General features: G+C 43.1%; 14 protein-coding genes and 1 CRISPR repeat array. Of the genes, 9 read left to right on the top strand and 5 right to left on the bottom strand.

All coding sequences use genetic code 11. From position 1 onward, the window contains the following. Positions 1-13: 13 nt before the first annotated feature. The 5 genes from Q3C19_RS15105 to Q3C19_RS15085 form a co-directional block, all read right to left on the bottom strand. Positions 14-1,003, bottom strand: coding sequence for a hypothetical protein (locus Q3C19_RS15105; RefSeq protein WP_302730417.1), 990 nt, complete (start codon positions 1,001-1,003; stop codon positions 14-16). After that, the gene (locus Q3C19_RS15100; protein ID WP_302730415.1) at positions 1,000-2,859 is read right to left on the bottom strand and encodes a WG repeat-containing protein; all 1,860 of its coding nucleotides are present in this window, start codon (positions 2,857-2,859) and stop codon (positions 1,000-1,002) included. Before Q3C19_RS15100 ends, Q3C19_RS15105 begins: the two co-directional genes overlap by 4 nt. Before the next feature lie 114 nt (positions 2,860-2,973). Then, on the bottom strand, positions 2,974-3,870 hold the full coding sequence (locus Q3C19_RS15095) for a fimbrillin family protein (RefSeq protein ID WP_302730413.1): 897 nt from the start codon (positions 3,868-3,870) through the stop codon (positions 2,974-2,976). Positions 3,871-3,888: 18 nt separating this feature from the next. Continuing rightward, on the bottom strand, positions 3,889-7,407 hold the full coding sequence (locus Q3C19_RS15090; RefSeq protein ID WP_302730411.1) for a fimbrillin family protein: 3,519 nt from the start codon (positions 7,405-7,407) through the stop codon (positions 3,889-3,891). 37 nt (positions 7,408-7,444) lie between these two features. Beyond that, positions 7,445-8,356: a fimbrillin family protein gene (locus Q3C19_RS15085; RefSeq protein WP_083380931.1), complete on the bottom strand. Its 912-nt coding sequence runs from the start codon at positions 8,354-8,356 to the stop codon at positions 7,445-7,447. Positions 8,357-8,840: 484 nt separating this feature from the next. On the opposite strand from Q3C19_RS15085, the gene Q3C19_RS15080 reads away from it, so the two are divergent. The 9 genes from Q3C19_RS15080 (at position 8,841) to cas2 (ending at position 17,617) form a co-directional block, all read left to right on the top strand. Further along, entirely contained in the window at positions 8,841-9,896 is a 1,056-nt protein-coding gene (locus Q3C19_RS15080) for an XRE family transcriptional regulator (protein WP_302730408.1), read from the top strand. Positions 9,897-9,975: 79 nt separating this feature from the next. Continuing rightward, positions 9,976-10,641, top strand: coding sequence for a CRISPR-associated endoribonuclease Cas6 (cas6, locus tag Q3C19_RS15075; protein ID WP_277122012.1), 666 nt, complete (start codon positions 9,976-9,978; stop codon positions 10,639-10,641). Positions 10,642-10,664: 23 nt separating this feature from the next. Beyond that, positions 10,665-11,216 (top strand): hypothetical protein, encoded by a 552-nt coding sequence (locus Q3C19_RS15070; protein ID WP_302730406.1) that lies wholly within the window; start codon positions 10,665-10,667, stop codon positions 11,214-11,216. Positions 11,217-11,220: 4 nt separating this feature from the next. After that, positions 11,221-13,359 (top strand): CRISPR-associated helicase Cas3', encoded by a 2,139-nt coding sequence (gene cas3, locus Q3C19_RS15065; RefSeq protein WP_302730404.1) that lies wholly within the window; start codon positions 11,221-11,223, stop codon positions 13,357-13,359. A 2-nt stretch (positions 13,360-13,361) separates the two neighbouring features. Continuing rightward, positions 13,362-14,657 (top strand): hypothetical protein, encoded by a 1,296-nt coding sequence (locus Q3C19_RS15060; protein ID WP_302730402.1) that lies wholly within the window; start codon positions 13,362-13,364, stop codon positions 14,655-14,657. Between the two features lie 5 nt (positions 14,658-14,662). After that, the gene (locus Q3C19_RS15055; RefSeq protein ID WP_302730400.1) at positions 14,663-15,763 is read left to right on the top strand and encodes a CRISPR-associated protein Cas7; all 1,101 of its coding nucleotides are present in this window, start codon (positions 14,663-14,665) and stop codon (positions 15,761-15,763) included. 62 nt (positions 15,764-15,825) lie between these two features. Beyond that, on the top strand, positions 15,826-16,338 hold the full coding sequence (gene cas4 / locus Q3C19_RS15050) for a CRISPR-associated protein Cas4 (protein WP_302730429.1): 513 nt from the start codon (positions 15,826-15,828) through the stop codon (positions 16,336-16,338). Beyond that, complete coding sequence (cas1b, locus tag Q3C19_RS15045; RefSeq protein ID WP_302730398.1) at positions 16,335-17,351, top strand: type I-B CRISPR-associated endonuclease Cas1b; 1,017 nt, start codon at positions 16,335-16,337, stop codon at positions 17,349-17,351. Before cas4 ends, cas1b begins: the two co-directional genes overlap by 4 nt. 2 nt (positions 17,352-17,353) lie before the next feature. Next, a complete protein-coding gene (cas2, locus tag Q3C19_RS15040) occupies positions 17,354-17,617 on the top strand; it encodes a CRISPR-associated endonuclease Cas2 (protein ID WP_302730396.1) in 264 nt (87 codons plus the stop codon). A 227-nt stretch (positions 17,618-17,844) separates the two neighbouring features. Further along, positions 17,845-20,208: direct repeats of the CRISPR family, unit length 25 nt; unit sequence CTTTTAATCGTACCTTATGGAATTG.

Genomic DNA, 20,208 nt, shown 5'->3' with positions numbered 1-20,208 from the left:
TTTTCGAAAGGATTTAGAAGTTAATACCTACTCCGACAGCGGCTTCCCAATACTGAAGACGGATGGTCATAACACCCGCCGATACCACCATCCGTCGGAAGCGGTAAAGGCAACCGGCTTCTGCACTGATACCCTGGTACGAAAAATCGGTGTTCAGCAGCAGTGCACTGTTATCATATTGTTCCCAGGCCACATCCCGCTGTCCGTAACCCACACCTTCGTAGATGCAGAAGTCGGCTATCAGCCGGTGAATGCCTCCCGCCATCAGCATCCAGCGTCCTTTTTCTGTCCGTCCGGTGTAGTAGGGGGCTTCATCCGTTCCGGGCAGAAGTCCGTTCCGGTCGCATTCGCCCTGGGTATGAGGCATGCCGTGAAAATCTTTCTGTGCCAGCAGATACGCACCGTGTCGCCGCATAAGTGCCAGGCGCAGTCCGGCCGAAGGCCCGTCGGCCTGTATACCTGCGTTGAGCAATATAAGCCTGCGCCAGGGCTCCCGTGGCCGGCGGGGCCGTTGAGGCGGAAGCGGTGGCAGATGCTTAGCCAGGTACAGGGAGGTGTCGGGCAGTACAGGCTGCTTTTCAAGCGTTGGCATTTCTACCGGATACTGATATCCGAGTGGCGGTGTCAGCATCAGTTCGTAAGTCATACGCGATTCGAGTGGTGCCGCAAAGCGATAATCGCGCAACACGCCCCATTGTGGATGTTTGATGGTTATCATCACACTACCTTTGGGCAGGTATAACCAGATTTCTCCTACATCGTTTTTACGTTTTACGATGCCCAGTGGAGAGGAGAATACAAAATCCTTGTCACCTACAACTTTGATCAGGGCACAGGCTTCATCGTTCAGGTCGCGCACCGGGTCAATGTAGGCTGAAATGTCATTGGGCAATATACGGAAATGGCGTACGGTAAAGTCCTGTGCCAAGGTGCTTCCTGTGGGTAAAAGCAGCAGGAGGACCGGCAGCAGACTGAATAGTAGGACGGATGAAGTACGTTTCATTGCAGGTTAAAGTTATTGATGTTGAATATTTCGTTTTCTGGCAGTGGCGTATGGTCAGCTTGCATACGGGGTTGCCAGGTACGTACGTGAATCTTCGGGGCCGTTTCGTCACGGAAGTCCCACAGTAGGAACAGATACCCGTCGTCGGCATAGATGTCCGACCGGTACTTCTGTCTCAGGCTGACTCCGTAAATACCTTTCACCGTAGGATGGCGCATGATGTGGAAATCGCTGAACTTCACGTTGATGCTGCGGTTGGCTTTGAACACCTGTTTCAGACGGTCCAGATACTGCCGTTTGCTCTTAACGTTGTAGACGACCTGTGCAGGCGACAGGTAGCCGGTTTCCTTTTGCGACGTGTGTACCACGGTGCCTACCACAATAAGGGCGTTTTCGCTGAACAGCTGTTCCAGAAAGTCAATGTCCTTGGTTGTATACGAAGTACGCAGATGCTCTACGTAGTTCAGTATCATCTGTCTGTTCCCTGCATCCTTTTCGTCCAGTTTGCCCGATACCACTTTGATGGCTTCCTGATAGAACGGATGCTGTTCGCTTACTTTCCTCCAGTCCTGACTAGCTATATGGCTGGAGGTTTTTGTTGTGGGTTCCGTCGTATGGTTGCCGGATGCTTGTGCAAGGTCTGTGTCTGGGAGCGCATTTCCCTGCTTGTCTTCAATGCTTTCAGATTGCAGTTTCATGCTGTTTCCGGCCGATGGACGTTCTATCAGGAAACGCTGCGGACACAACCGGCTGGCAGTCTGCTCCTCACCGATGACATTATAAGTCACATCTCCCTGCGGATTCCCTTCCTTATCAATCAGCAGGTATCGTCCCTTTTGCCGGGCTACGGCAAGTCCTTCATGGTAATAGTGCCCGATGGAATCGTATTGAAATTGGATAGCTGCCTGATTTCTGGGATCGACCACTGCCCATTTCCCGTTCTTACAGATGGCTGTGAGCCCGTGGTTAGTCAGGTATATTTTGTCGTAGATGCTCGGAATCAGCGGTTGCCCCTGGCGGTCGATAACGCCCTGTCCTTCCTCCGTTTCTACCACAGCCATATCATTCTTGTATGGCAATGCCAGGCGAAACTTTTCGGGCAGATAGAGTTCCGGTTCTCCCTGCCGGTTCAGGTAGCCGAAGTGACGGGTACCCAATTCGCAGAACAGAAGACGGTTGTCAGACAGTCTGGCATCGAGCAGCGAGTTGGACAACCGGATGGCCGTCTTTATCTTTCCGTTCCTGTCAATCAGCAGGTAGCCGCTCTGTCCCTGGCTATTGGTGTTGCCGGCCAGTGCCAGGCCTTCGTGAAAATCGTATGCCCGGTCGTAAATGGGTGGAATAACGATGTTCCCCTGTGTATCCATATATCCGTATTTTCCATTGCCTGTGGCAAACAGTGCACGACCTTCGCTGAAGTTATGCATCAGTACGATGTCATATTGCGGATATTGGGCCGTTGAGGCTACATTGTTTCCCTGTTTGTCTATCAGCAGAATCGGAGAATCTGTTTCCTCCTGAGCAAGTGTCACGTTCTCGAAAAAATGTCCGATGCGTACAAAGCTGCGTTGGCTGACGGGATGTGCAGGATCGTGCAGGCTGTAGAGTTGGAGACGTCCTTCTTCATTTGCCAGACTGAACATGCCTCCTACAACGGCCGATGGCCGATGTTCGAAGCTTCCGGCAGGCTGTAGTACGGTCCCGTCGGTGGCTATCAACCCCCACGTTGTTCCATCGTTATGGAACGGAAGAGCCTCAACAGGATCGGTATCCGAATGGTGGCATGACGACAGGAAAAGAACACAGACAGATAAGCTCGATAAAAGAATATGGAAAAAAGGATTGGTTTGTTGCATGGTTTTACATCGTTATGTGACGGCAAAGATAACTTAAAATGAGATGCCTATCCTTCTTTTCCCATAAAAAATGAGAAAAGAAAGGATGGCATCTCCCTACCAGTTAATGCAACTTTATTCGTCCCAATTTTCCAACTCTCCTCCTATTTCAATCTTTATCTGCTCCGGATTTTTAGAAACAACCAATTGCACGGAATGCTGTATGCCTGGTTTAAAGACAAACTTGCTTTCGTACAGGTAAGACACTCCTTTCATGATGACCTCCACCAGCGGCTGACGGTTGTCCAGGCGTTGGGGAACGATGATGGCCGAATAGGTATGGTTCCCCAGACTCTTGGCCTGTATACTTTGCCGGGTGCCGTACGTGTAGCGTGTCACTACACCGGCATTCAGGTCAATGGTGGCTTCGGGCACCGTGTTGTGGATAAATACTTCAGCATTTTCCGGCAGTTCGCCTTCAAAGTCTTCTCCTTTGACCAGTCGGATCAGCATGCGGCTCATACGGTGGGCAAACTGAAGGTTGACAGGTGAATTGCTCGCACTGACATTCTGTTGGCCGGCCCATAAGAAGTCGCTCGCTTCGTATTCTCCTTCGGTCGACTGGTTGGTCGACACGCTGAAAGGCAGATTGTCCACCGAAGTTACCGGTTTCATTTGCGGATAGTACGCATAGATGTTGTAAGTGCCTCCGTCCCAGTATACGGGCTTTTCGGTTCTCCATTGGCTCCCGTCGAAAGTCAGGGCGGCATTGTTCACGTAGTTGCCCGAAACTTCCAGTGGGGTATCTTTGCGGGTGATGAACAGACCGACCCGGTCTCCACTTTCAAAGGATGTAGTCGTCACCCTTGAGTCGGCAACCGCTTGCCGTGGGTGCATGACGTTGAAAGTCATCACATTCTCATCTTCGGCAGCAGGTAGCGGCGATTCGTTGTCGCTGCATCCGCTTCCCACCACCAGCAGGACTGACAGGAGTCCTGCTTCCAGTATATGGTGTAACTTGTTATTGTTCATATCAGTAGGTTTATGACGTTATTTGTTTTTCTTGTTGCCCAGCGGACTGCCTTTGTGAATCTTCGGCGGGAGCTGGTAGTTGTGCACACTTCCTCCACTGTATCGTAAGTTGTCGAAGCTGCGAGTAGCAGCATCGTTGCTCACTACGTCGTTGGCTTTGAAGTCTTCGTAGCTGAACTCTTCGCCAGCATATTGCTTGATGCGTTTCACGATGGCCATACGGCTGATGGTGCTGTAGTAGGGGATGTCGTTGTTCATACAGCTGTTCTGCTCTGAACGGAACACGCCCCGGCTGTGCATATAGCCACCTTCGAAGATGTCGACAAAGTCGCTGTATTTTTCGTCGAATATCAGCTGGCTCCAGGGCACTTCGTTCATCTTGCCGGTCAGCGACAGATTTTCGTACCATCCCAGGGCTTTGGCCCAATTGATAGCATCGACATGTCCGCAGCAATTACATGTACAGAAGTCGATGAACGCATTGTGATAGATGTATTCGTCACCCAGTTTGCCGAATCCGTGTCCACCTGCTTCGTGTTGGATCACTCCGCGTGTGTCGAGCGGATAACCATACGTGCTGAGCGGACAGAATGCAATGGCCGATCCGTCTTCCCACATTTGGCAGATGCCGCCGTAGTCGGTGCTGTTGGGCACCACAATAACGAGCGATTCTTTCAGATTCTCTGTCGTCACGGTAGGCATTCTCAGTGCATAGTCAAAGACAGCATCGTAGTCGCATTTCAATCCTACACCGCCGGTATATGTCGTTTCAAATTTGGCGTAGCGGATGGTGTTGACCGTACCGATACCCGTTTCCGGTGATACAGCAATGGCGGTATAGACGTTGAAGTAGTCGCGATAGCTCTTGTACGGCTCTATGCCGAAGAAATTCTCTACCTGATCCTGCATGTCTTTCATATACTTGCCGTCCGAAATGTCCTTGGCGTCATATCCGTCGCCTAAAAAGACGAGGTTGATGCCGCCCCGATTGCCTTTGCTGGCTTTCTGCAGGTTGATGATTTCGTCTTCGGCATAGATGTAGTCGTATTGCGATACGGTACACTTGTGGCGATAGTCCTGGTCTTTCAGTTTGAATACGATTTCTCCGCTACGCATGGAGCTTCCCGATGACATCTGATGGATGGTCAGTGTCAATTCTGTCTTCTTGCTGCCCTCGTTCTGCGACAGCGTACACCAGTCTGGTTTGCTTTCTACTATCCAGTCGCCTTCCGCATCAACAATCAGCGTACGGGTACATTCGGTATTGATAGCATTGGCTATGCTGGGGCGGCATACCAGTTCGCGATGGGCGGCAATGCGCTTGAAGTCGCTCCAGCCCGGTGCGGCCTGATATTGCTGAATGGCACTTTCCGGTACTTCAAGGGTGAAGTTGTCTTTGGCTACGCCATCGAAGGCTCCTGTTTGCACATAAGGAGGTGTAGAACCCTTGCAGACGATGCTACCGATACCAAAGCAATCCTGGAAAGCACCGCCTTCTTCATAGTAGCTGGCTTCGTAGCGAATACTTTCAAGGCTTTCAGGAAATACTAGTCCTTCGATGCCACTACATTTGGCGAAAGCACCGGCACCGATACTTTGAATGCCTTCGGGAAATTCTAGTATACCAATCAGACGCCAGTTGTAGGCGAAGGCTTTATCACCGATTGATGCAATATTAGCAGGCAACTTTAGTTCTCCAGAGAAATCACAGCCATAAAAAGCACCTATACCTACCATTGTTAGGTTTTTAGGTAATACTAATTCTCCTTTAAGCGGGCTTCCGGAAAATGCGTCATTCATGATGGTAGTAATTCCGTCATGCAGTTGCAATGTTCCGTTTAATCCTGTATTGCTGAATGCAAATTGCGAGATGACAGTTACACCTTGCGGTATTGATAGGTTGCCTGTTAAGTTTTTGCAGGAAGCGAATGCACCGTCTCCTATAAATTCGCATTTTCCAGGAAGTCTCAGTTCTCCATAGTAACCAGGATTTCCACTAAATGCGTTGTGCCCGATGTATTTTAGATTGTCAGGAAGTTTTAATTCGCATGTAAATTTACAACCGTCAAATGCTCCTCCTATATCGACAGCACCTCCGCCTCCGATATATTCCAATGTACTTGGCAGAGATAAAGAACCGGTTAAACCGTTACACCACAGAAAGGCACTGGCTCCGATGTGTGTAACACCTTCAGGTATAATAATGCTACCTGTTAGGCTGATACAGTCACGGAATGCACAGTCACCTATTTTTTTTAGTTTGTCAGGCAATATGATTCGGGCAAGCGATCTTTTTTCATTCAAGGCACTTTCTGGGATGATGTCATCCTCGTATTCCCAACTATTATTAGGGAAACCTCCTCCACGGCCTCCGAATTGCCCATGTAAACATCTTACTTCTTTCAGATTCAACGATTGCAGTACATCCATCGAATCACGCATGAAGTAGAAGTCCTGCGAGTTTATTTCTCCCGTAATCTTCAGATTCTGCAATTTTCTGTAATCCTTCTTTGCAGCCGTAATCGAGTCCTTCAGATGCCCGGCTGTAGAGTTGATGACGATGTATTCCTTCATGGTAGCATCGTGCGACACGTCGTCGTTCTCCCAAGCGGTGATGGATTCACCTGCCAGTTTGAAGGTATATTCGCCTGTCGCTTCCTTTTTGTTCACCTGAATGGTGAAGTTATGCATTTTGCCGCTGACGTAGGTGAAGGCTTCTTCTTTGCTGAAGTTATAGACTACACCGTTGACGGTGATGCTGAACAGCTGTGTGCCTGCCGAAATGGTTTGTGGCACTACGATGCCGCGGAACACGTTGTCTTTTACGTAAGGGATGATACCGGTAGGGCTCACTTCGCCTGTAGCGCTGACGCTTCCGTCGGCCAGGTTGATGACAGCCTTCTGCTTGGTGTTCTTAATCAATACCTGTTTTTCGAGTCCGGCCCATTCACCTTCGGCAAAACCATCGCCCTCGGTCAGCGTGATGCGCGGGCTACTCATACGGTGGCGCATAGGCAGACGGATGATTCTTTCCGTAGGAGCCACGTCGGCAGCCTTTCCCCACAGGAAGTCGCTGGCTTCGTAGCCGCCCATTTCGTTGCTGGTGGTAGTGGTAGACTGGTCTTTTTTCACCTCGAAAGCATAGGCATTAACGTCCTCGGGCGAGCCGAAGGGGTAGTAACCATAGATATCGATGTGCGTATGATCGTCTTTCCAATAGACGTCGTAAGCCGAGTTCCACTTGTAGGCGGCTTCGTCGAACGTATGCTTCACGTTGTTGCCTCGGTTACCGCTGTTTTGCAGCGTACCCGGTGTACTTCCCTGATAGTCTACGATGTAGACACCCATTTCGTCGCCATCGCAGAAACCGTTGTCGTTGACACGTGTCACGGCCACCTGTTCTATCTCTCCGGACAGAACGATGGGACGTCTGTTTTCCTCCTGCGATCCGTTCGGACCGAAGGTGTCATCGTTGCATGATGCCAGTGCCCCGACGAGCATTAGCATAGCCAAGCTGTGAATGATGTTGTTTCTCATATATGAGTTCTATTTAAGTTTATTCTGTTTGTTCTGTTTATTCTGCCACGCCACCATGGTCCTCACCATCATCTGTCCAGTCGCCTATATCAACGTTGATACCGTTGCTGGTCTTCTTGACGGTGATGGTAAACGTATGGCGCTTGCCACCGACAAAAGTAAATTCCTTTTTCAGGTTGAAGTCACGCCCGTCAATGGTTACGGTGAACAGGTTGTCGGCCAGCGGAATGCTTTGCGGGATCACCAGTGCCTTGAACTCGTTGTTCTTGCCGCGCAGGAAAGAGACAGATTCTTTCTGCGTACCAGGAGTTACACTGCCGTCCTGCAGGTTCAGTGTGGCCTGGCAAACAGCCTGGTTCAGCTTCACGCTCACATTCGCTGCTTCCAGTCCTTCGGTGGTGAATCCGTTTCCGGCGCTCACTTTTACTACGGCGCAACTGAACACATGGTCAAGGGTCAGACCCACCGCTTTTTCGGTAGGCGACACATTCAGCGTCTTGCCCCACAGAAAGTCGCTGGCCTTGTAGTTGGCTTCGGTGCTTTGGTCGGCCAGTGTCTCGACAGGCATTGCCTTGACGTTGGTCAGCGTACTACTATAAGGATAGTAGCCATAGAAGTCGGCCGGAGTAGTTTCATCTTCCCAGTAGATAGGTGTGGCCGGAGTCCACGTACCATCGTAGGTGAATCGCATGTTATCCACATGGTTACCGGCGTTAAGCAGCGGTCCCGACACCCCTCCGCTGTAGTTCACCACATAAAGTCCGATTTTGTCGCCAGTCTCAAATCCCGTATCAGTAGCCTTGGTAGAGGTCGCAGTGATGCCGCAACTGAGGGTTATGGGGATTTTCTTAGACTCGGGTTCCGGTACTTCATCCGTATGATCGGACGAACATCCTGCCACAAACAGTGCAAGCATGGTTGCACACAGAAGTTGATGATATGTTTTCATACGTTCGAATTAAATTTGTTACAAAAGTAATAAGACTGTTAATAGCTGTCAAGTTCATAATGGTTCATACGGTGAGATGAGTGGGATATTAGTGGGTGATGTTACTGTATCTATGATTGCAGTGTTGCTGCATTTATGGTTGCGGTGATGAGGATGTGTCAAAATAAAGGAATACTCGCATTTTGTTATTCTGAGCAAAGCGAAGAATCCCAAAAGCAGTTATTCATGTATCAAGATCCTTCACTTCGTTCAGGATGACATTACATAATGATTATACTTTTTCATTTTGACACACCTTCGATTAGGAGATAGAAAAATTTTCCGACGTACTTCCCCAGTAAGCTGAAAACCTGTTTAAAAGAAACGTTTTTATGATTAGGATAATATTTATATGTTTTTCAGCATAGTATGGTGAATTTCTTATTTGTTTTGTTGATGATTTAAATTATATTTTTGAAATTTGTCAACCATATATTGGTATTATATGAAAAGTTTTTTTCCAGACAAGTTAAAGACGGCACGTATGATGCGTGGGCTTTCTTTAGAGGCACTTTCTCTCAAAATGGAGGGGTTGGTGACCAAACAAGCCCTTTCAAAATATGAAAAGGGTAAAATGCAGCCTTCAGAGACGGTGTTACAAGCCTTGGCAGAAACATTGCAACTTCCGCTTGGATATTTCCGTCAGCGAAGTGTTGAGGTTGGGCAAATTAATTTTCGTACCGACAGCAGAATGCCTGCACGTTCGGTGGGGCAGATGGTCTCTATTGCTCAAGATCTGATGGAACGTTATTTACGTTTGGAGGACTCACTTTCCTTGTCCTCCTCTTTTGTCAATCCTTTGCGTTCTTTGCGTGTTGCTTCGTCCGATGATGTGGAAAAGGCGGCGGAGAGGCTACGGTCGAAATGGCAATTGGGCTATTTTCCGATATTTTCTGTTTACGAGATGTTGGAGAGTATGGGCGTTAAGTTGATTGAGTTTGATGCCGGTGTTTCTCATGTGATGGGTTTTTCCACTTTTGTCAATAAGGATATTCCGTTGGTTGTTGTCAACCTTTCAGCCAATGCGACGGTGGAACGTAAACGTTTTACAGCTTTACACGAATTGGGTCATTTGTTGCTGAATTTTGCATCCGATTTAGACGAAAGCCGTTGTGAACGTCTCTGTCATTTATTTGCTGGTGCGGTGCTTTGTCCGTCGTCTGTTTTATATAAAGAATTGGGTAATGTACGTACCTCGCTCACTTTGAACGAACTTGTCAGCCTTAAGAATCGCTATGGCATCTCTGTGTCCGCCATTGTCCATCGCGCTAAGGATTTGAGTGTCATATCGCCTCAATATTATAACGATATTTTTAACAATCATATTCATGCAAACCCTATGGAGAGAGGATGGGGAGGGTATCCCATTCCCGAACACACCGACCGCTTTGAAAGACTGTTGATACGTGCTGTTGCCGAAGGATATTTTTCAGTGGAGGAAGCAGCAGAATTTATTGGCGAAAGTGTATGTGGGTATAGAGAAAGATTGAATGTATTGTGATAGATGAGTATATTATATCTATTTACAATTTTATGAGATGATTTTAATTTAAATAGAATTTAAAAACAAGATAGAATATATGAGAATACATTTGAAAACGACAGTTAATGACAGACTGGTATCTTTTGATTATCAGAAGAACTTGGTAGGAACTTTGCATAAATGGTTAGGAGAAAATGACGAACATGATTTAATGTCACTTTATTCTTTTTCTTGGTTACATGGTAGTGTGAGAGAACAAAACGGTTTAAATTTCCCCAAGGGAGCTTCTTGGTTTATCAGTTTTTATGATGACACTAAAGTGAAAAAAATTGTATCAGATATTCTGAAAGAGCCAGAGATGTTTGCAGGAATGCGAGTAATAGATGTAGTCATTGAGGAGACTCCGGATTTGTCTTCTCGGGAGTTGTTTTATTTGGGTAGTCCTATTTTTATTAAGCGGGCGACCATTCCGGGAGGTAAAATTCAATATTATACATTTGATGATGTTCAGTCCAGTGAACTGATGAAAAACACTTTGATTCATAAAATGGAAATTGCAGGATTACCTTTTGATGAAACATTGGATATATCTTTTGATTTGACATATGCGAAGAAAAAGATTAAATACATCAATTATCGTAATATTAGAAATAAGGCTAATATGTGTCCGGTTTATATTAAGGGTAAGCCAGAAAGCAAGGCTTTTGCATGGAATGTAGGCATCGGTAATTCTACAGGGATAGGTTTTGGGTCAATATATTAATCATAGATTTTAATTCAATGAGTATGTATTATGTAGTTAAATATACGGGGAAGTTCGGATTTATAAAACCTTGGACTGCTGTTCGTGACGGATTGACTTATAGTCAACAGTTTTTATCCCCGTCAACATTGGAAGGTATAGAAAAAAAACTCTTTCCTGAGACTCTTACTCAAAATGGGGTGATAAGTAAAATAAAACGTTATCGGTTATCTTATTCATCCATTGATGTGCAGCAAGAACAGACTCAAACAAGGGGATTTAATGGTAAGAAAAAAATACGGGAAAGGTCTGTCTTGAATCGAGGAATTATGATTGACCCTATACTGTATTTGGCGTTTGAGGATTATGATGAAGCATTAATGGCAAGCAAGCAACATGTCTGTTTGTGTCGTAATGAAGATATACTCCTTCCAGATTCTATGATTGAAGAGATGGATGAAAGCAGTTTTAATTCCATTAAGGGGTTTGAAATGCGATTTGGCAAGTCAGAACAATCTTTTATGGTTGGATACAGTCGGTTTGATAATTCACCTATGTACGGTTGGTTGGAGATAGATGGCCAATCTATATTGTGATTTTATGGAAAATAGTAAGTATGATTACATATTAGCTAAGCATGAGGATAATGGCTTGATTCCTTTGTCTAAGCATCTGCTTTTAGTTGCAATGGCTGCCGAAGTTATAGCGCGCAATATTGGACTTGACGCTTCTTTAGCCAGAAAAGGAGCCATATTGCATGATATAGGCAAGGCAAGTAGTGTTTTCCAGAAGACATTGAAACATGGATATGTGCGCCCTTGTGATTTTATTTTCAGGCATGAGATTGCTTCTTTGTTCTTTCTTTCAATTTTGGAAAAAGGGGAAAGAGAGGTCGCAGTCGAAATGATAGCGGCACACCATAAGTCTATTTATAAAGATATACATGAACTGGGGTTGCTGGACTTGGAAGATATGGAAGACAGTTTTGGCATCCATTCCAAAGACTTTACTTCATGGGTTCCTGATGCTTTAGGTATATTGTCTTCATTGGGTTTAATCGTCCATGAGATTACGTTAGACGAAGCAGAAGATAATTATAATTATGCGCTATCCTATTGTGAAAAAATTGGTTTAGGCTTTTCTGTATGGAAAGGAATTTTGATGGGAGCTGATCATTTGGCATCAGCTTTGGGTGATAAAACAGAAGATGAAATTGGCAAATTGTTTATCTTGCCGGATTTGTCGTTTTACTGTAGACAAAACAGTTTGTATCCTTTGTCTTTATGTAAGGCTGATGATGTGCGTAAACATACACTTGTTACAGCACCGACAGGAGCTGGAAAGACCGATTTTCTGTTAAGGAGATGCAGGGGACGTGTGTTTTACACTTTGCCTTTTCAGGCTTCTATTAATGCTATGTATGACCGCTTGAAATCGGATTTAAAAGATACGGATGCGCAAATTTATCTTTTGCATGCAGCTTCTAATCTGAAATTGGAACAAGGAAAGTGGGAGGAACGTATTATGCAAAGGCACATAGGAGCTTCCATAAAAGTGATGACTCCCCATCAGATGGCTTCGATTGTTTATGGAGTGAAAGGATATGAGGCGATGCTGGCCGATTTGTATGGATGTGATGTTATATTAGATGAGATACATACTTATTCCAGTGAAATACAGACTATTGTGCTGAAAATTATTGAGATACTGGTGAATGTTGAATGCAGGATACATGTGGGAACAGCTACGATGCCTCGGGTCTTGTATAATCGGATATTGCAAATACTTGGTGGAAAATCAGATGTATATGAAGTGTTTCTTTCTTCCGATGAGTTGAATGAGTTTAACAGGCATGAGATTCATAAAATAAATGGAATGGAGGATGTTCGTCCAGTAATGGAAAAAGCCCTTGCCGATAATAATAAGATTCTTGTGGTATGTAATCAGGTCAAGAGGGCACAAGCTGTTTATCTGTCGCTTCAGGCGGATTATCCGGATATTCCTATCATGTTAATTCATAGTCATTTCAAGAGGATAGACCGTCAGTATTTGGAAGATCGTTTGAAGAACCATTATAATATCAGTAAGGAAGCATGTATAGTGGTATCAACCCAAGTCGTTGAGGTTAGTCTTGACATCAGTTTTGACATGATGATAACGGAATGTGCTCCAATTGATGCGTTGATTCAGCGATTTGGTCGGATAAACAGGAAACGTAGCAGTGAAACGATAGGCCATTATAAACCGATTTATGTGATAGCTCCTTATGCAGGAAATGACGCATTGCCATACGATGAAGAGGTTCTTCGGAGAAGTTATGCAGTTTTGCCTAATAATGCCGTTTTGGAAGAAAACAAGGTTCAACAGATGTTGGATGAGGTTTATCCTGACACCCGTTTTATGAATATTGATTATTCAGGTGTTGTTTTTAAAGATAATCAATGGATGCTTAAGAAGTTATGTCACTGTGCCAAATCAGCTTTGTTGGAGGCACTGAATATCAATTCTGTATCCTGTATTTTGGAATCGGATGTAGAATCATATAAAGAAGGAGATAGTAGTGAACGGATTAAAATGGAGATACCCATGAGTTTTAAATCTGTTGGATTTAATCGTTTACAAGTCGTAAAGATGGGAACATATCCATTTATAGTGCCGGATAAAAGTTATACTGAAAGTATGGGATTGGATTTGGCGTATGCCAAACCTGAGTATTATAAACAGTTTGAAATGTTGTAAGTATGGTAACGTCAGTAATTGGTAAAATATTTTTAGAAGCATATAATGCGAAGTATGGTACTTCGTATAGTGCTGAGCAGTTTTTCTTGGAAATCTTTTATCCATTATTTTTCGATAGTAATAAGTATCTGTATTGGGTGCAGAATTCATCCTTTGTGCAGATGAAAAAAGGGCAAAATGTTGAAACCTTGACAAATGATGAAAGAAAAGAAAAACTTAATAATTTTATTGAGAAAATTAATAGTGGGGTTGCTGATGCAAGTATTGCTATTGGCTATCCTGCTTCTGAAGAAAAAGAATACGCAACAACCTCTGGACAGGTATCTAACTTGTCTTTTCCTATATCTAAAGAGGATATATATTGTTCATGGTTTGGTTCGGCATTAGGAGTTGGAGTACAGGGAGGTATATCTATATTTTTCTACAATGTTAACATTCTTTTGGATGTGTATGAAGGATGGAATCTTTATAGAAAGGCTATTGATAGTATAGATAAACTTCCAAGTAACAAAATTATGACTTGGAATGGACAGTGGTTAGCTCATAGATATAGTCGTTTTTTTAATGAAACTGATAATATGTCTGGTTTCAATCCTTATACCATAAAGAATAATGAGTTTTCTATAGATACAATTTCGTGGACAAGAATTTTAATTGGAATAGCTAAAAAATGTTCTAATAAGCAGATGATGGGGTATGTATATAGTTATGGGCAAACAAATACAACAATAGGGTTTATACCTTTTGATTTATCTCAAATTGCAAGTCCGGTGGAATTGTATCAGCGTTTTTTTGGAATGGATTCTGGTCATAAAGCTGAAAAACTTTGGGGAACAGCTATTGGATTTGCTAAAGCATGTCAACAGGGAGTTATTGGGCTTCGTGCAATGGAACCTAAGGGATTAAGAGATTATATAGAAAAGGGCAAAACGCCTAAATTGTCAGATAAAGAAGAACAAATAATAATTTTTAATGTGTATCAAAGTTGGATTATGGCAATGTTAAACAATCAAGATTTATGGGATAAAGCTCAAGAGTTCGCATCTGAGCTTTATAAATACAGTTTGAGTGGCAACAGAGCTAAGACTGTAAATATGAACAAAGTAAAGATGGTGTTGGAGGCAAATAACAAGATGAATTTTATGAAAAGTATGGTGGATATTGTTGGAGATGTAGAGGGCGTGGACAAAATGAAGGAAATAGCTTCTGTTGTAAATACCATGCCAGCAGATAATGTACCTTATTTTCTTACTTTAGTTAGATTTCATTATGCAATATTGATTAATAATAAAAATTAATAGTTATGAATCCTTACATTTATTTGCGCGCGTTAAAGCATGCAGAACACACGGTATTTTGTGTTGAAGATGGTCAGAAAACTTATCTCGACACCCAATTTGGAAGATATTTAGCTTTTTCTAGTGGACAGCAAGTTAAACGGTCTGTGCTTCAGGCATTAACTGATAATTTGAATGTTCCAGTCGCTCCTATTACGTTTAATTACAATATTACGGCGAATAATGAATTGGAAAATAAAGAACCTTGGTCTCCATGTGATCCAACTTATATAGATCAATTATTTGGGGGATGGATGCGTGCAAAAACTGCCACAGGAAAAAGTGGTAAAAAAGAGTCAGAACAAACTAAGGAAAATAGTGTACTAAAACGTAGAAGTCCGTTGTCTATATCGGCTATGCGACCTTTGCATCCTTTATTGGCGGGTATAGAAAGGGAAAATATCACTTTTGATAGGAGTGATAGGCCGGATTATCATCCTGTAAATGTACGTATGAAAGGTTCTGATAAGTTGTTAACAGAAGAAGAAATTGAGAATTTTTTAAATGAAAATAATCGTACTTTGTCTCGTAGAACTTGGATTCCTGAAAACAAAAGAACTACAGGACTTTTTGTTTATGACATTGCAATTGATTTGCGCACCTTGTTTTGTGTATCTGTAAATCAGCACGAACCGGAAATTACAAAAGAGATGATTGATTCTTTAAAGGAAAAAGGTTGGATAGAGAGTGTGAATGCCTTTGGGAAGTGTTTGGTTTTGCCTAAAGAAGAGCGTGAAAAAGTAATTCCTGCATTGGCGGACGCTCTGATAAATTGGAGAATCACTTCCAATCAGGCTCGTACATTCAGTTTGATGGAAACGTTAGCTGTAGCTATAAGCGATAATGCGAATACGATAGCTTCTGCTATCCGTGCAAAATTGATTGATGATGGTGAAAAACCAAAGGCTAAACCGATAGTGGATGAGAATGCGGGTGCTGAATTATACGTTACTTTGCCTTGTGCCAGCTACATTGTGACAGAATCGGAATCAGCCGAAGCTTTGAATAATGCTAAAAAGTCTCTTGTAGATAGGATGATAGCATTTGATTACGAGCATCAATTATAAAATTGAGATGTATCAATGGCTTCCTCGTGAAGTCATTGATACATGTGTTTTTGTACGCTACGATGGGAATTAACGGCACACATTTCAACTATTACCAAGTTTGCAAGCGCAAGCTATGGTTGTTTGCTAATGGGATTAATTTTGAACATACTTCAGACCTGGTTTATGAAGGCAGGCTGATTCATGAAGACTGTTATCCGCAGCGTTCGGCTAAATATGAAGAAGTGGAACTTGATGGTATCAAAGTGGATTATTATGACGCCAAGAACAAGGTTATTCATGAAATCAAGAAATCGAACAAAGTGGAGGTGGCCCATGAGTGGCAGTTGAAGTATTACATTTATGTGTTTGAACGAAATGGGATTGAAGGAGTGAAAGGCGTTTTGGAATATCCGGTATTGCGCAAAAAGCAGGAAGTGTTTTTGGCTGATTGGGACAGGCAGAGGATTGAGGAGATGATGACGGAGATTGCTGGAATAATTTCGGATGACAAATGTCCGCCTGTCGAAAAGAAGGCTTTGTGCAGGAATTGTAGTTATTATGAATTTTGTTACAGCAAGGAGGTGGACGAATGAAAAAAACTTATTACTTGTTCAATCCCGGTGTGTTGGAACGCAAAGACAATACTTTGAAGTTTACTCCGGTGGCGGAAGACGGCGAATTGTGTTCCACAGGTGCGCAGTCGCGTTATCTTCCCGTAGAGGATATTGCAGAATTTTATGTATTCGGTAGTTTACGTGCCAATAGTGCACTGTTCAATTTTCTGGGTCAGAAGGATATAGCGGTCCATTTTTTTGACTATTACGAGAACTATACCGGTTCGTTTATGCCTCGTGACGGATTGTTGTCCGGGCGGATGTTGCTGGCACAGACGTCGCACTATCAGGATAAAAAGAAGAGGATGGTCATTGCCAGAAAGTTCATAGAAGGTGCCGCCTATAATATGGTTAAGAATCTGCAATACTATAACCGTCGTGGAAAGGATATGGAGGATATCATAGAATTGATCGACAGTCTGTGCCAGCGTATTCCGCAAACTTTGACGGTTGAAGAATTGATGGGGATTGAGGGGCAAATCAGACAATATTATTATGCAGCCTTTAATCTGATAATCAATGATTATGATATGGATGGCCGTTCTAAACAGCCACCTCGGAATGAGGTCAATGCCCTGATTTCATTCGGAAACATGGTCTGCTATACTTTATGTCTTCGTGCCATTCATCAGACACAGCTGAATCCTACAATCAGTTATCTGCATCAGCCGGGGGAGCGCCGATATTCGTTGGCATTGGATTTGGCCGAGATTTTTAAGCCTTTCATTGTCGACCGTGTGATTTTTAAAGTCCTCAATAAAAAAGAAATCCAGCAGAAGCATTTTGATAGAAAGTTGAACAAATGTTTGCTGAATACGGCGGGAAAGAAGATATTTGTAAAGGCATTGGAAGATCGTTTGCAGGAAACGATTCAACATCGATCATTGAAACGTCAGGTCAGCTATCGTCATCTGATTAAATTGGAGTGCTACAAACTGGCCAAACATTTATTGGCTATGGAGGAATATAAACCGTTTAAGATGTATTGGTAACCATGTATGTCATTTTAGTTTACGATTTTGGCGAGAAGCGGGTGAACAAGATGCTGAAGCTTTGCAGAAAGTATCTGAACTGGATTCAGAATTCTGTTTTTGAAGGTGAGATTTCCGAGGTTCGCTTGAAAGAACTACTGATGCAGAGTGAAGCTTTTATGAAAAAGGAAGAGGATAGTATCATTATTTTCAGCGGGCAGTCTCAGCGGGCTTTAGACAAACAGATTATCGGAAAGGAACGCAGTGGAATCGATCTCTTTCTTTAACATACGGGATAGAGCTCATTTGTCGGACACGTCTTGTCGTGTATTCTTCATATCAGCTTATTGTCCAATTCGTTCTATGACTTATTGAAAAACAGATATTTAACCAAGTTGTCGATGCCTATGCGTTTTTTTATAATCACACATCGACATTTTTTAATCATTAAATTTATATCTTTGTAATTCGTAAAGAGCTCATGTTCAGGGATGAAATTTTTATTGAGTCGAGACTTTTAATCGTACCTTATGGAATTGAAACACCGTAAATGAATGTTGACAAAAAACATTGTTATGTTCTTTTAATCGTACCTTATGGAATTGAAACTTGATAGTAAGAGAACCTACCGCGAGGTTGGTCACACTTTTAATCGTACCTTATGGAATTGAAACATAGTTCATCCCATTGTTCCTTTTTCCACGCATTGACTTTTAATCGTACCTTATGGAATTGAAACTGGTAATTTTACCGCTCGCCTGACCTTCTGCACCTCTTTTAATCGTACCTTATGGAATTGAAACACAATGACCGTTGGCTATTATGAGGTAACACTCGACCTTTTAATCGTACCTTATGGAATTGAAACAATATAGCCTGCTTACTTGACTGACCCGCGGTCGGTCTTTTAATCGTACCTTATGGAATTGAAACTACTCTTACGAGCACGACCAACACCCATACTATTAATACTTTTAATCGTACCTTATGGAATTGAAACCGGTCATTGTCGGCATGCCTAACTGCACATTCTGCCCTTTTAATCGTACCTTATGGAATTGAAACATCGTCAGAGAGGACACATTAACAGCGGTAGATGTCTTTTAATCGTACCTTATGGAATTGAAACTTTGTAATACCCACCGCGCCAGCGGTGTCCATCCGCTTTTAATCGTACCTTATGGAATTGAAACCAAGAAGAAAGCACGCGACTGGGGCATACGTATGCAGCTTTTAATCGTACCTTATGGAATTGAAACTGCATTTATCAACCCGTTCTTTTCCCACACTTCTCGCTTTTAATCGTACCTTATGGAATTGAAACACAGTCAGGTTACATTCAACATCACTCCGTCAACTTCTTTTAATCGTACCTTATGGAATTGAAACACAGTCGAGTAACATTTAGCGTTACTCCATCGACTTCTTTTAATCGTACCTTATGGAATTGAAACTGTTTCTCGAATCCACGGCTTGTCCTTGACTTCGAGACTTTTAATCGTACCTTATGGAATTGAAACGTTTTACTTAACCGGGGACATAGAGAGCGGCCGGATCTTTTAATCGTACCTTATGGAATTGAAACCGAACTGCTCGCCAGCCTTGCAAATCTGACACAACTTTTAATCGTACCTTATGGAATTGAAACACGTCAGAGCCGGGCGAGCCCCATCTCATGCTTGAAACTTTTAATCGTACCTTATGGAATTGAAACTGTAGTTGCATAAGCTAGATGGATCTGTCTTAACGAGCTTTTAATCGTACCTTATGGAATTGAAACTAGCCAGTTCCTTAGCGTAACTAGTAGCCCTTAGCCTTTTAATCGTACCTTATGGAATTGAAACCTGTCAATGTATCCTCGCTGAAGATTGGAAGTCGCCTTTTAATCGTACCTTATGGAATTGAAACGTGATCAAAGCGGACCAGCATCGGCTTCGGAACTGTCTTTTAATCGTACCTTATGGAATTGAAACATATTTTTATTTTCGGACCATGTGCGCAAATTTCACTTTTAATCGTACCTTATGGAATTGAAACCGAAAGGGTCAGACCGTACAACAAAGGGAAGAGTATTCTTTTAATCGTACCTTATGGAATTGAAACGCCTTCATGCCTTCTTGCCTCAGTAACGTTCACTCCCTTTTAATCGTACCTTATGGAATTGAAACAAGATGCGTATGCACCTTTCACGTCGGCGACGCTCCTTTTAATCGTACCTTATGGAATTGAAACTATATTAACTAACACACATCAACTGGAGGGAATGAACCTTTTAATCGTACCTTATGGAATTGAAACGCAGGTGGATGTGAACAGCAAAGCGGCCGATACGACCTTTTAATCGTACCTTATGGAATTGAAACATTGCAGAATAGATCTGCATCGCTTCCTTCGTCTCCCTTTTAATCGTACCTTATGGAATTGAAACTTCTACGAATTGGAGATATTCATTAACAGGTCTATTCTCTTTTAATCGTACCTTATGGAATTGAAACCACGAAGTACGAGCTGGACGATGCGTGTCAGTGGTCTTTTAATCGTATCTTATGGAATTGAAACGAATTCGTTCTTGCCCATCTTGTTCAGGCAGTGGCCTTTTAATCGTACCTTATGGAATTGAAACTTGGCTGTGTCTCATAATAATCCATCTCCGAAACAATCTTTTAATCGTACCTTATGGAATTGAAACCATGATTGCCCAGGGAGGGCCGAAAGCGGTTCTCTCTTTTAATCGTACCTTATGGAATTGAAACTGAACAGTCCGGCGATGAACGTCACGGCCGGTATCACTTTTAATCGTACCTTATGGAATTGAAACGTTACTTATCTGCTTTCCTGGCATAATTGCTTTTTCTTTTAATCGTACCTTATGGAATTG

Source organism: Bacteroides sp. ET489 (assembly GCF_030518095.1).
In the GTDB taxonomy this organism is placed as follows: Bacteria; Bacteroidota; Bacteroidia; order Bacteroidales; family Bacteroidaceae; genus Bacteroides; species Bacteroides ndongoniae.
This window is presented reverse-complemented; position numbering and strand designations above follow the sequence as displayed.

Excerpts from the sequence above, each read along its gene's own strand:
- Q3C19_RS15085 (WP_083380931.1), bottom strand. The coding sequence starts at position 8,356 with ATGAAAACATATCATCAACTTCTGTGTGCAACCATGCTTGCACTGTTT.
- cas4 (WP_302730429.1), top strand. The coding sequence starts at position 15,826 with ATGGGAATTAACGGCACACATTTCAACTATTACCAAGTTTGCAAGCGC.
- Q3C19_RS15070 (WP_302730406.1), top strand. The coding sequence starts at position 10,665 with ATGTATTATGTAGTTAAATATACGGGGAAGTTCGGATTTATAAAACCT.
- Q3C19_RS15060 (WP_302730402.1), top strand. The coding sequence starts at position 13,362 with ATGGTAACGTCAGTAATTGGTAAAATATTTTTAGAAGCATATAATGCG.
- Q3C19_RS15055 (WP_302730400.1), top strand. The coding sequence starts at position 14,663 with ATGAATCCTTACATTTATTTGCGCGCGTTAAAGCATGCAGAACACACG.
- Q3C19_RS15105 (WP_302730417.1), bottom strand. The coding sequence starts at position 1,003 with ATGAAACGTACTTCATCCGTCCTACTATTCAGTCTGCTGCCGGTCCTC.
- Q3C19_RS15095 (WP_302730413.1), bottom strand. The coding sequence starts at position 3,870 with ATGAACAATAACAAGTTACACCATATACTGGAAGCAGGACTCCTGTCA.
- cas3 (WP_302730404.1), top strand. The coding sequence starts at position 11,221 with ATGGAAAATAGTAAGTATGATTACATATTAGCTAAGCATGAGGATAAT.
- cas2 (WP_302730396.1), top strand. The coding sequence starts at position 17,354 with ATGTATGTCATTTTAGTTTACGATTTTGGCGAGAAGCGGGTGAACAAG.
- cas1b (WP_302730398.1), top strand. The coding sequence starts at position 16,335 with ATGAAAAAAACTTATTACTTGTTCAATCCCGGTGTGTTGGAACGCAAA.
- Q3C19_RS15080 (WP_302730408.1), top strand. The coding sequence starts at position 8,841 with ATGAAAAGTTTTTTTCCAGACAAGTTAAAGACGGCACGTATGATGCGT.
- Q3C19_RS15100 (WP_302730415.1), bottom strand. The coding sequence starts at position 2,859 with ATGCAACAAACCAATCCTTTTTTCCATATTCTTTTATCGAGCTTATCT.
- cas6 (WP_277122012.1), top strand. The coding sequence starts at position 9,976 with ATGAGAATACATTTGAAAACGACAGTTAATGACAGACTGGTATCTTTT.
- Q3C19_RS15090 (WP_302730411.1), bottom strand. The coding sequence starts at position 7,407 with ATGAGAAACAACATCATTCACAGCTTGGCTATGCTAATGCTCGTCGGG.